The sequence below is a fragment of the Mesorhizobium sp. B2-4-2 genome, assembly GCF_006442845.1.
Classification (GTDB): domain Bacteria; phylum Pseudomonadota; class Alphaproteobacteria; order Rhizobiales; family Rhizobiaceae; genus Mesorhizobium.
The window spans coordinates 58,181-69,587 of record NZ_VFVM01000019.1 but is presented as its reverse complement, the minus strand read 5'-3'; the positions used below and the strand labels follow the sequence as shown (position 1 = coordinate 69,587).

General features: G+C 63.0%; 9 protein-coding genes. 1 reads left to right on the top strand and 8 read right to left on the bottom strand.

The genetic code is table 11. The features are described from left to right. Nucleotides 1-303 precede the first annotated feature (303 nt). The 8 genes from FJ942_RS27485 to FJ942_RS27450 all read right to left on the bottom strand — a co-directional run bounded on the left by FJ942_RS27485 (nucleotide 304) and on the right by FJ942_RS27450 (nucleotide 10,176). Nucleotides 304-1,881, bottom strand: a complete 1,578-nt coding sequence (locus FJ942_RS27485; RefSeq protein WP_181168466.1) for an alpha/beta hydrolase — start codon at nucleotides 1,879-1,881, stop codon at nucleotides 304-306. A 934-nt stretch (nucleotides 1,882-2,815) separates the two neighbouring features. Then, the gene (locus tag FJ942_RS27480) at nucleotides 2,816-3,169 is read right to left on the bottom strand and encodes a cupin domain-containing protein (RefSeq protein ID WP_140501578.1); all 354 of its coding nucleotides are present in this window, start codon (nucleotides 3,167-3,169) and stop codon (nucleotides 2,816-2,818) included. Nucleotides 3,170-3,481: 312 nt separating this feature from the next. Continuing rightward, nucleotides 3,482-4,375, bottom strand: coding sequence for a sugar phosphate isomerase/epimerase (locus tag FJ942_RS27475; protein ID WP_140899557.1), 894 nt, complete (start codon nucleotides 4,373-4,375; stop codon nucleotides 3,482-3,484). A 72-nt stretch (nucleotides 4,376-4,447) separates the two neighbouring features. Beyond that, a complete protein-coding gene (locus FJ942_RS27470; protein ID WP_140517934.1) occupies nucleotides 4,448-5,386 on the bottom strand; it encodes an ABC transporter substrate-binding protein in 939 nt (312 codons plus the stop codon). Between the two features lie 80 nt (nucleotides 5,387-5,466). Continuing rightward, nucleotides 5,467-6,465, bottom strand: a complete 999-nt coding sequence (locus tag FJ942_RS27465) for a ribose ABC transporter permease (protein ID WP_140517933.1) — start codon at nucleotides 6,463-6,465, stop codon at nucleotides 5,467-5,469. After that, the gene (locus FJ942_RS27460) at nucleotides 6,462-8,033 is read right to left on the bottom strand and encodes a sugar ABC transporter ATP-binding protein (RefSeq protein WP_140899555.1); all 1,572 of its coding nucleotides are present in this window, start codon (nucleotides 8,031-8,033) and stop codon (nucleotides 6,462-6,464) included. The genes FJ942_RS27465 and FJ942_RS27460 overlap by 4 nt, the downstream gene beginning before the upstream one ends. Beyond that, on the bottom strand, nucleotides 8,030-9,397 hold the full coding sequence (locus FJ942_RS27455) for an FGGY-family carbohydrate kinase (RefSeq protein ID WP_140899552.1): 1,368 nt from the start codon (nucleotides 9,395-9,397) through the stop codon (nucleotides 8,030-8,032). The genes FJ942_RS27460 and FJ942_RS27455 overlap by 4 nt, the downstream gene beginning before the upstream one ends. Further along, nucleotides 9,394-10,176 (bottom strand): DeoR/GlpR family DNA-binding transcription regulator, encoded by a 783-nt coding sequence (locus FJ942_RS27450; RefSeq protein ID WP_140899550.1) that lies wholly within the window; start codon nucleotides 10,174-10,176, stop codon nucleotides 9,394-9,396. Before FJ942_RS27450 ends, FJ942_RS27455 begins: the two co-directional genes overlap by 4 nt. A gap of 187 nt (nucleotides 10,177-10,363) precedes the next feature. Between FJ942_RS27450 and FJ942_RS27445 the strand changes: the two genes are divergently transcribed. After that, entirely contained in the window at nucleotides 10,364-11,407 is a 1,044-nt protein-coding gene (locus FJ942_RS27445) for a class II aldolase/adducin family protein (protein WP_140517929.1), read from the top strand.

Genomic DNA, 11,407 nt, shown 5'->3' with positions numbered 1-11,407 from the left:
TCCTCCTCCCCCGCCACCGCCCTTCGCACGCGCGATGCCACCAAAGGCGGCGTATACGATGCTTGCACCCAAGGCCGAAAGCAATACACGACGAGACGTAAACACTGTTCGATCCTCCTACAATTTCTGTGAAACTTCGGAATTTGATAATCGAAATGCGACACGCACGCGACTTCCACCCGCAAGACGAGAGGGGTCCTTAAGCGATACTACCGTAGTGTTTAATTGATTTGCGAGTTCCGCTTTAGCTTAACTTCGTCGTCAGCAAAATATCGGATTTTACAATTTTGGCTAAGAGGAATTTCAGTGCCCAAATCGAAATCTCAACCTATCCTGCCTTGAGCGATTTGCTGATATAGAGTGTAGTGCCTCCGCTCCCGACCACAGTTCCTTTGGCGGGCTTGGAAATTGCGGGGCCCCCATCTCACCGATACATTCAGTCTTCAACTTGAGCTTGGGGTTTGCAAGGAAATCAGCAACTACTTTCGACCCGCACGGATCGGAATCTATGACATCGTGTCCGATCCCCCGAAAGACCACCACCTGGCCGAAAGGAAGGGTCTTCGCCGCGTGGTCCGCCCATGCTGTCGGCGTTGCTGGATCATATTCTCCCGACAACAGAAGAGTGGGTATGTCAGTGCGGCGCGGCTGCACCTGCGATGCTGGCCCGTTCTCAAGCATCCAAAGAGGGCATGCCCAGGAGTAGTCGTTCAGCTCAACCCATTTCGACCAGTATTTGTCCTGCTTGCCATTCAGATCGGGGAGAGCGCTGTCGGAACAACTTACAGAGAAGTCCATACCTTGGGAGATCTCCAGGTCGTCAGCATCGAAAAGTATCTCCGCCAGGGGTCTGAAATCCTGTTTGTATGTCCTCTCGATCAGCTCCGGCAGGGTCAGGAGCGCATCGCGATCGTATAAAATGCCGAATATAAGCTCGAGGAAATCTGCCCCGGAGACATATGTGTAGCGCGCCTCTTTATCTGTGCTGCGCAAGAGCAAAGGCTGCCGATCCAGCTGTCTTGCAATAAGCTGAACAGCATTGGATATCCCATTCATGCATCTGTTCGCTGCCTCACAGTCTCGCTCTAGCAATTTTAACGATCGGTCGAGATTCGGCCCATCTTCGTTCAGGTAATTGATGTCCAGCGGAACAACTGAATCCAGTATACTCGCTGAGACCCCTTCGGGGTGCTGGTTCATCACTTCCAGTGCAAGCCTGGTGCCATACGAGACGCCATAGAGAACCCACTTTTCTATCCCGAGAGCCTTCCGAAGGTCATCAATATCCTCCGCATTCTCCTCAGTGTTGTAGGCATCAAGATCAATGCCCTTTGCGATCAACGCCGTCCTGCATGCAAGAACTTCATCTTTCTTGAGCTTGCTAAAGGTGGTTTCGACCTCAACGCTCGAGAGAATGGCGTTCCAATGATCGGGCTTGAAATATTGAGAACAGTCCAAGGCGGGAGCGGACTTTCCGATGCCCCGCTGATCAGCAACGATTACTCGGCGTCCAATCATCCAGCTCTGGGCGCCGATGAACTCCCACCATCCATCGATGTCGTCGCTATTGGCGATGTCGGTAGGCTGCCCCGGGCCTCCTGTGAGAAACACTACCGGTTCGTGCCGTTCGCGGTCCGGTTCGAATACGACCACGGACAGGACGACCTCGGTACCGCCCGTCTTCTTTCGATTTTCTGGAACATTCACGGTCCCACACGTCATTGCCCGATCCCGCGGAATTTCGAACCAACAGCTGGTTTTCTTGAACTCACCCGCAGTGAGTTCCCCACCCCCCAGGCAAATGAGGAACGCAACCGACGTGACCACGAGAAGAAAACACCAACCTGGTTTGATGTACGCGCGTCTAAACACGGTAGACATCTCGCCCCTCATTTATAAGTATACGAAAACTGCTCGATTACGGATCGAATATTCTTCGCGTCATCGACAATCAGGAATAAAACGCCCGCAATCACGGATTCGTTATTTATTCAAGACGGAGAGTATTTCCCTCCGATGCCAAGGAACAATTCCGTATTTCAGAAAAATGGCAGGAAAAAATTTATCCCGCACCCGGCCTGACGACCCTCTCCATTTCGTGTTCCCAAGCGATATTGGGTTACTCCAACACAAAATTGGAAACAAGCTCGACAAACCGGGCGATTATATTAGCGCTTTTGATTGAGCCGTGCGCGAGACAGTTGGTCAGCACTGCGCTTATGTAAGCCGTGTTTTGCGCTACATTGCTCATCCGATTTTGCGCGGGTGCTCGCACCCTCCTCCTTATGGTGGATTCCCATTCTTTAGCATTAACGCATATAAAGACCGCGCTTCTGCACTCACGATGGGAACACAACCATGCGGAATCGAAAGTCACTTCAACTGGCGCTTTGGGCTTGTATATCGCTTTTTCTCACCGACGCCGCTTTAGCGAAAGATGCCTACAAGACTCCCTGTAGAGCGGACGCCAAGCGGGTGTGCCACATGGACAACGAAGTGAAGGCGCAAGGCTGCCTTAAACAGCACCTCAGCGAAGTCACGCCGGCTTGCAAGGCCTTCCTCACTAAACAATGAAATGACCACGGATCCTGTTGTTCCGCGTGCTCCAACAGCGGGGTTGCTCGCCGTGGGGTCTCACGCGATGGCACGATGAGCAAGGCGGACACCGTTCGCCCTGCCGGCATTCTGGTCCCGTTCGCTCCAACCGGGCGCCAGTCACGGCCCCGCCAGTTGCGTGGACATGCGAGGATGGCCGGGATTGACGAAAGGTATCAAAGGCCAGCGAGCGGCTGGCTTGTCTGTCTGACAGCCTGCCTCAGCCCACCCTGACCACGAAATGCTTCGTCACCGGCTCGATGATCTTCCAGGTTCCCTTGAAATCGGCTTCCACCACGAAGGCGTCGCCGGGGCCGACTTCGACCGGCGTGCCGCCGTCGGGCGTGATGATGATGCGGCCCGCGATCATGTGCACGAACTCATAGTCGGTGTAGGTGGCGTGATACGTACCGGGCGACGCGCGCCAGGTTCCGGAGATCACCTTGCCGTCCGCGGTCGTGTGCTGGACTGCGGTTTGCATGGTCGGCCGGCCCTCGACCGCGATCCAGCCAGGCAGGTCGCCGGCTTCCGCGTGTTCGACGGTGCCGAATTTCAGGATCGTCTTGTTCGTCATGCCGGGGCTCCGTTTTGCTTCGCTGTCGCACCGTCGGATAGCCGTTACGCGTGGCGTGGGCAATGCCGCCAGGGGGACCAGGGCAACCAATCCGGGTTCACCGGCGCCTTCGCACTGTTTGACGGAGCTCTGAACGAAAAAACCCGCCTGCTCGGCGGGTCCCTGGCGCGACTCAGCACCATAGGCAATTTGTAGCATTAACTGCCTTCACAGTCAATGAAGCTGAGTTCGCGGCCTTGCACCAGGAACCAGGCGCGTCCGCGCCTGGGGTGGGCGATTTGGCAATTCCTGCTGCTCCTCAGTCTGAAATCCTCAGGGCTTGTGGCGCGCCGCGACGAGTTCCGCCTTGCGCCTTGCCGTTTCCATTCCCAGCCCGATGAAGGCGCGCGCGTGCTTGGCCAGCGCCATGTTGTCCGTCCACAGATTACGCCAGATGGCGGTCTTCTTCGACAGGTTCTCGTCGACGATCTCCGAGGAGAAGGATTCGAAGCTGAGATCGTCGGCATAGCCGATCGCCGTCAGCGCATCGAATATCGCGGCGAAGTCGATATTGCCGGTGCCGAGGAAGCCGCGATGGCTCTCGCCGATATGGACATAGCCGATCTTGCCGGCGGCATGGCGGATGGCCAGCCCGACATCGGCCTCCTCGATGTTCATGTGGAAGGTGTCGAGGTGGAGAAAGATGTTGTCGGAGCCGGTGTCCTCGATGAAGGCCAAGCCTTGCGCCGCAGTGTTGAGCAGATTGCTCTCGAAGCGGTTGACGATCTCGAGGTTGAGCGTGACGCCTGCCGCCTTCGCGGTTTCGGCGACCTTGGCCAGCGTCCCGGCGCTGCGGTTCCACTGGTCTCGCGTCGGCGCCTCGGTCTGCAATCCGTGGCTGGTCGAGAGGATACCGGCGACCTTCTGGCCGCCGAGGTCGCGCGTCAGGGCGACGGTGTCGTTGAGGATCCCGACGCCGCGCGCGGCGACCGCCTTGTCGGCGCTCGAAATGTCGCCGTCGACCGGCAGGCCGATGCTGATCGCCACGCCGAGGTCGAGATCGGCGATGCGCTTGGCGAGCCCGCCAATATCGACATTGGCGGGGTCGAGATAGGAGAATTCGATCAGGTCGAAGCCGGCCTCCTTGGTGTTGGCCAGCGTGCGTTCGCGCTCGGCCTGCGTCGAGCTCGCCGACCAGACGAAAGAGTGGATTCCGATGCGCGACATGATCGTCTCCGGTTTTGCGACGAAATGAGGAGGACGCGGCAGGTCAGCCCGGCCGCGTCCGCCTTGGACTGATCAGCGGGCCGCGGTCCAGCCCTTGTAGTCCTTCAGATTCTCGGCGGTGATCAGCTTCGGATCGAGCAGCACCACCGGCTCCGCCGGCTTCTTGCCGGCAAGCACGTCGGCGGCCATCGTCAGCGACTGGCCGGCCATCACGTAGGGATCCTGCGAGGCAGAAGCCTTGATCATGGACTTGCCGGATGCCAGTTCCTTCTCGATGTCCGGCGCGCCGTCGACGGCGGTGAAGATGAACTCCGAGCGGTTGAGCTGCTTGGCGGCGAGCTCGGCGCCGATCGCCGTCGGATCGTTGATGGCGAACACCGCGTCGATCTTGTCGAAACGGGTCAGCAGCGACTGGAACACCTTCAGGCCGCCGTCGCGCGAGCCTTCGGCGTTCTGGTCGTCGGACAGGATCTTGATGTCGGGATGCTGGGCAAGCACGTTCTTGCAGCCCTTCACGCGCTCCAGGATCGACGAGGACGCCGGACCGTTGAGGATGACGTAGTTGCCCTTGCCGCCAGTTTGGTCGACCAGATATTGGCAGGCCTCCTCGCCGGCCTTGACATTGTTGGTCATCACGGTGACGTCGGCGCCTGGCGCGGAGACGTCGAAGGCCGCGACCACGATGCCCGCCGCCTGCGCCTTCTTCACCGCGGGCGCGATCGCCTTGGCATCGACGGCGTTGAGCATGATGACGTCGACGCCGGCGGCGATGAAGGAATCGACCTGCGAGACCTGCTTGTTCAAGTCATAGTCGGCCGACACCGACGTCACCTCGACGTTCGGATTGATCTTCTTGGCCGCGTCCTCGATGCCCTTGATGGTGGCGACGAAGAAGGGGTTGCCGAGCAGGCCGACCGAGATGCCGACCTTGTTCAGGTCCTTGGCCGATGCCGGCGCAATGGCGACGGCCGCGAACGCGGCGCCGCAGAGCAGTTTGGCGATGGTCTTCATTACGCTTACTTCCTCCTGATGCCCCGCGCCTCTCACGGTGCGTTACACAAGCCGGTCTTTGATGCCGGCGACAAGGTCACTCACGTTCTTGCCCCTGCCTGGAGCCTGTAGCGGTCGAGGGCGACCGCCACGATGATGACCAATCCCTTGATGATGTACTGCCAGATGTCCGAGACGCCGGCCAGGATGAGCCCGTTGGACAGCACGGCGATGATCAGCCCGCCGATCAGCGTGCCCCAGATCGAGCCGACGCCGCCGACGAAGCTTGTGCCGCCCAGGATGACCGCGGCGATGGCGTCGAGTTCGTAGGACTGGCCGAGCTGCAGGCCGTTGGCGGCATAGAGCCTGGCCGCCGACATGGCGCCGCCGAGACCTGCCAGCAGGCCGGACACGCCATAGACGAAGAGCAGCACCAGCGGCACCTTGATGCCGGTCAGCCGCGCCGCCTCGGCATTGCCGCCCACGGCATAGATCCAGGTGCCGAGCACGGTGCGTTTCAGCACCAGCCACGACACCACCACCACCGTCAGCGCGATGATGACCAGCCAGGGAACGCCGAACAGCGATCCATTGCCGATGAAGTCGAACGGCAGGTCGGAGTTGAACACGGTCGTGTCTTCACCGAGCAGGCGGGCGACGCCGCGCACGGCGGTCAGCGAGCCCAGCGTGACGATGAAGGGCGGCAGCCTGATATAGGCGATGAGCAGCCCGTTGATGACCCCGAAGCCGAGACCGACCAGAATGGCCGCCGGCACGCCGAGCAGGCCCCAGTCCGGCACCAGCGACACCAGCACCGCCACCATTGCGGAAGCGGCAAGGATCGAGCCGACCGACAGGTCGATGCCGCCGGTGAGGATGACAAAGGTCATGCCGGCGGCGAGCACGATGTTGATCGACGATTGCTGCGTGACGATCAACAGGTTGGTGCCGGTGAGAAAACGCGGATTGATGAACTGGAAGCCGGCCGCCAGCAACACCAGCACCGGCAGCATGCCGAGCGCGGCGAGAGCCGTGCGCAGCCGCCGGCTCCTGACCGCCGCCTGATCCACACTCGTCGTCGCGGTCGTTCTGTCGGTCATTCCTTCGGTCCTTCCTGGGCCGCTCCCGTCGCAAGTTCCATGATCGCTTCCTGGCGAAGCGCCTCGCCCCGGGACGCCGTCACCTCGCCCGCTATGGCGCCATCGCGCATCACCAACACCCGATCGGCGACGCCGATCACCTCTGGCAATTCGCTGGAGATCATCAGTATGGCGATGCCCTTGTTGGCGAGATTGTCGATCAGCCGGTAGATCTCCGATTTGGCGCCGACATCGACGCCGCGCGTCGGCTCATCGAGGATGACCACCTTGGGTTCGGTCTCGAGCAGGCGGGCCAGCAGCACCTTCTGCTGGTTGCCGCCCGACAGCGAACCGGCATTGGCCTGCGCCGAGCGGGTGCGGATCGAGAGATCGGCGACGGCTTTCGCAGCGCGCCTGTCGGCGGCGGCGAAGTCCCGCAAGCCGCCGGCGCGCGCATCCCTGGCCAGCACGCCCATGTTGATGTTGTCGGAAATAGACATGTCGAGGAACAGGCCGAGTTCCTTGCGGTCCTCGGTGAGATAGGCGATGCCGGCATCGAGCGCCTCGCGCGGCGAGCCGATGGCGATCGGCTTGCCGTCGAGCTCCAGCGTGCCGGCGCTGCGCCGGTCGGCGCCGAAGATGAGCCTGGCAAGTTCGGTGCGGCCCGAGCCGACGAGGCCCGCCAGCGCCAGCACCTCGCCGTGATAGAGGTCGAAGGAGCAGTCCTTCAGCAGCCTGCCGTCGGACATGCCGCGCACCGACAGCGCCACGGCGCGCTTTTCGCCCGGCGGGCGGTGATCCTTCTTGTAGAACGCCGAGAGATCGCGGCCGACCATCATCGAAACGAGCCGCGAGGCGCTGAGGTCGGCGCGCTCCAGCGTGCCGACATAGCCGCTGTCGCGCAGCACGCTGACGCGGTCGGCGAGCTGGTAGACCTCTTCCATGCGATGGCTGATGTAGATGATGGCGATGCCTTGCGCCTTCAGCGTCGCGATCACCTCGAACAGCCGCTCGGTCTCGCGCGAGGTCAGCGACGTGGTCGGCTCGTCCATGACGATGATGCGCGCATTGGTCGACAGCGCCCGGGCGATCTCGACCAGCTGGCGCTCGCCGAGTGACAGGCCGGAAACCAGGGCACGCGCCGAAAAGGAAACGCCGAGCCGGCCGATGATCTCGGTCGCGCGCCGGTTGCACTGGTCGCGGTCGACGATGCCGAAACGGCGCGGTTCGTTGCCGAGGAAAATGTTCTGCGCCACGGTCAGATTGGGCGCCAGCGACAGTTCCTGGTAGATCACCGCGACGCCGCTGGCGCGCGCCTTGATCGGATCGCCGGTCGCGGCGGGCATGCCATCGATCAGGATCTCGCCCCCGGGATCGGGACGATAGGCGCCCGAAAGCACCTTCATCAGCGTCGACTTGCCGGCGCCGTTCTCGCCCATCAGCGCGTGCAGCTCGCCGGCCTGGACGGTAAGCGAAACATCCTGCAGGGCGCGGATCGCGCCGAACGTCTTCGAAATATGGCGCATTTCCAGCACCGGGTGGCGTTCCGCCCCCATGCCGGCTGTCTCCGTTTTGGCCTGCGCGCTCATCGGGCTGCGACCTTGCCGGCGGTCCCGGCGACCAGATCGCGCCAGCCGTCGCGGTAGCCGGCGAGGCTGGTGAAGCGCGCTGCTTTCACCGGCTCCGGCGGCTCGGCGGCGAATTCACGCCCGACGCTCTCGAAAGCCAGGGCCGCAGCGCCCGTGGCGCTGCCTTGCAGCGAAGCGCCCTGCATGAAGGCCTGCTCCGGCCGCAGCTGCGCCAGCAGGCTGGCGAGCAGGCCGCCAGTGTTGAGCCCGCCGTCGACGATCACGGTGTTGCTGGAATGGATGAGGTCGAGGCAGAGGTCGAGCATCAGCGCGACATAGAGCAGTGCCACGGCCGCACGCTCGCCGGCATCAGGCGTGCGTCCGACCAGCCGGCCCGAACGGCCGGGCATCGGCCCACCCGGCGCGAAGCTCGGCAGCGCCATCATGCCGGCATCGATCGCCCGCTGCACCGCCGCGCCTTCGACCGGGCCTTGCCAGCCGTCGCTGATGGCGGCGAATTCGCGCCCGCCCATGAAGCGGATGGTCGGCACCGGGCCGCCGTCCACATCGACATTGACCAGCATGTCGCGATCGCGGTCGAGCGCCTCGAGCGGACAGTCGGGATTGAGCACGATGACCCAGGTGCCGGTCGAAACCACTGTCACCGAGCCCAGCCCCTGCCGCCGATAGGCATGGAGCGCGGCATTCGAGTCGTGGACGCCGTTGTGGATGGCGAGCGGCCGTGCCGCGCTGCCGAAGTCCTGCTCGCCGATGACAGTTCCCGCACGCGCGAAGGCCGGCATCTGGTGGCGCCACCCCTCGGCGTCGACCAGTGAGGAAAAATCGTGACGACGCGGCGCCCACAGATGCGAATGGCAGCCGAGATAGGACACTTCGCAAACCGGCCTGCCGCCAAGGCGCCAGCTCCAATATTGCGGATAGCCGAGAATCCATTTCGCCGTCGCGAAAGCGTCGGGTGCGGCCTCCTGCAGCCACAGCATGTGGCGGCCGTAGTTGAAACCGAGCGGCAGCCGCGGCGAGAACGTCTCGGCGTAGTCCGGAATGCGGCGATCGATCCGCGCGGCGATTTCGGCCGGCGGCTCCTGCTCATAGTCGAGGATCGGATGCGTCAGCGCCGCGTCGTCCACGAGGGCGAAGGTGCAGCCATGGCCCGACACCATCACCCCTTCCACGCCATGGTTTTCGATCACAGCGGTGACGGCGCCGAGCGCCCAATCGTGGAGGTCGGCCTCATCGAGCACGCTGAAGCCGCCTTGGCGCGTCCATTTCGGCTGGGTCCGGCGCTCGTCGAGAATGCGTCCGTCCTGGCCGAAGACGAACAGCTTCGAATTGGTCTTGCCGAAGTCGAGCACCGCGACCTTCATGCGATGGCTCCCGTGGTCGAAGCAATCCGCACCATGACGCCGGCATCCTCCAGCATGCGCGCGTCGGCATCGGAAAGACCGTCGTCGGTGACCAGCGTGCCGATGCGCGACAGGGGCAGCGCGACGTTACGGGCCTGGATCGAAAGCTTGCGGCTGTCGGCCAGCACGACGATCTGGTCGGCGCACTGGCTAAGCTCGACGATCGAGCGCACCAGCAGCGGGTGCGATTCCAGCAAGCCTTCCTGGCCGATGCCTTGCGCGCCGAGAAAGAACTTCGAAGCGTAGAAAGGTGCCGGATGGGTGAGCGAGTGAATGATGCCCGGCTCGCGGTGCAGGTCGCCGCCGGCAACGGTCAGGCTGCAATGGCCATGATCGCTCAGATACGCCGCCAGCGGCATCGAGTTGGTGTAGAGCCGGATGCTGCGCTCGGCGAGCTTGACCCCGAGATGGAAACAGGTCGAGCCGCCATGCACGATGACCGCGTCGCCGTCGCGCACCATGGTCGCGGCTAGGTTGGCGATCTGCCGCTTGGCCTCGACCGCGAGGTCGCGATTCTCGTCATAGGGCCGGGCATAGGCGACGCCGGCGTGCGACGTGCCGTCCAGCGCCGAAACACCGCCATAGACCTTGCGCGCCTCGCCCGCCTCGTCGATCCGGTCGATGTCGCGCCGCACCGTCGCGGCCGAAACGCCGAGCCGCTCCTGCAGCTCCCGCACCGAGGCGAAGGGGCGATCACGCAAGAGTTCGACGATCTGACGCTGGCGGCCGGAGTCGCTCAACTGTTTCCTCCAAAACGCCGTTCTGCGACGGCAGTTGGTGTAACTTACTCAACATTAGCTCGATTGCAAGCCGCAACTGACGGTATTCGATCACGGTTGACGGAACTCACTCTTATCTGCGATATCAACCCGTCGAATGCCCGACCACCGCATTCGACGGTTGGCGGATTGTTGGAGGAGATGCGTGATGGCGACCCAGGCGGATGCGCAGGAATTGGCGGCGCTGCGGGCGCTTTCGGCCGCCATCGGACAGGATCCGCATCTGACCCAGGCCGCCGGCGGCAACACCTCGCTGAAAGCCGGAGACACGCTGTGGATCAAGGCTTCCGGGACCTGGCTGAAAGACGCGCTCGCCGATGACATCATGGTGCCGGTGGCGATGGCGCCATTGCTCGAGGCGGTTGAACGACGCGATCCCGCCGCCGACCAGCCTCAGGCCTTCGCCATCGGCGCGCTCAACCCGCGCGGGCTGCGTCCCTCGATCGAGACCACGGTGCATGCCTTGATGCCGCAGCGCGTGGTCCTGCATGTCCACTGCGTCGACACCATTTCGCTTGCGGTGCAGGCCGATTGCGAGGTCCTGGCCGCGCGCCGGCTCGCAGGCATCCAATGGGCCTATGTTCCCTACCGCCGGCCGGGCCTGCCGCTGGCCCAGGGCATCTCCGAAAGGCTGCGGCCGGGCATCGATGTCCTGATCCTGGGCAATCACGGCCTCGTCGTCGCGGCCGAGACCGTCACCGGAGCGGAGGCGCTGTTGCGCCGCGTCACCGGGCTTCTGGCAAGGGCGCCGCGCGAAGCGGCCGCGCCTGACATCGCGGCACTGACCGCGCTTGCCGCAAACTCCGGCTACCGCTTGCCCATCGACACCGAGGCGCACGCGGTCGCCATCGATCCCGACAGCCGCCGCATGGCATCGGGCGGCAGCCTCTATCCCGACCATGTCATCTTCCTCGGCAAGGGTTCGGTGGTGGCTGCGCCCGGCGAGGACGTCGCCGCTGTCGTCAGGCGTCGCGGCGCCCAGCCCCTGTCGATCCTGTTCCCGGGGCTCGGCGTCCTGATGCGCGCCAATGCCAGCGCCGGCGCCGACGCCATGCAGCGTTGCCTTGCCGACGTGACGGCGCGGGTCGATGTCACGGCGACGTTGAATTACCTTACCGAGGCGGAGAACGACGAACTCGTCAACTGGGACGCCGAGCAGTACCGCCAGAAACTGAACGCCTCCGGTGGCTGA

Coding starts and splice junctions, on each gene's coding strand:
- FJ942_RS27485 (WP_181168466.1), bottom strand. CDS start 1,881: ATGTCTACCGTGTTTAGACGCGCGTACATCAAACCAGGTTGGTGTTTT.
- FJ942_RS27455 (WP_140899552.1), bottom strand. CDS start 9,397: ATGAAGGTCGCGGTGCTCGACTTCGGCAAGACCAATTCGAAGCTGTTC.
- FJ942_RS27465 (WP_140517933.1), bottom strand. CDS start 6,465: ATGACCGACAGAACGACCGCGACGACGAGTGTGGATCAGGCGGCGGTC.
- FJ942_RS27470 (WP_140517934.1), bottom strand. CDS start 5,386: ATGAAGACCATCGCCAAACTGCTCTGCGGCGCCGCGTTCGCGGCCGTC.
- FJ942_RS27475 (WP_140899557.1), bottom strand. CDS start 4,375: ATGTCGCGCATCGGAATCCACTCTTTCGTCTGGTCGGCGAGCTCGACG.
- FJ942_RS27460 (WP_140899555.1), bottom strand. CDS start 8,033: ATGAGCGCGCAGGCCAAAACGGAGACAGCCGGCATGGGGGCGGAACGC.
- FJ942_RS27480 (WP_140501578.1), bottom strand. CDS start 3,169: ATGACGAACAAGACGATCCTGAAATTCGGCACCGTCGAACACGCGGAA.
- FJ942_RS27445 (WP_140517929.1), top strand. CDS start 10,364: ATGGCGACCCAGGCGGATGCGCAGGAATTGGCGGCGCTGCGGGCGCTT.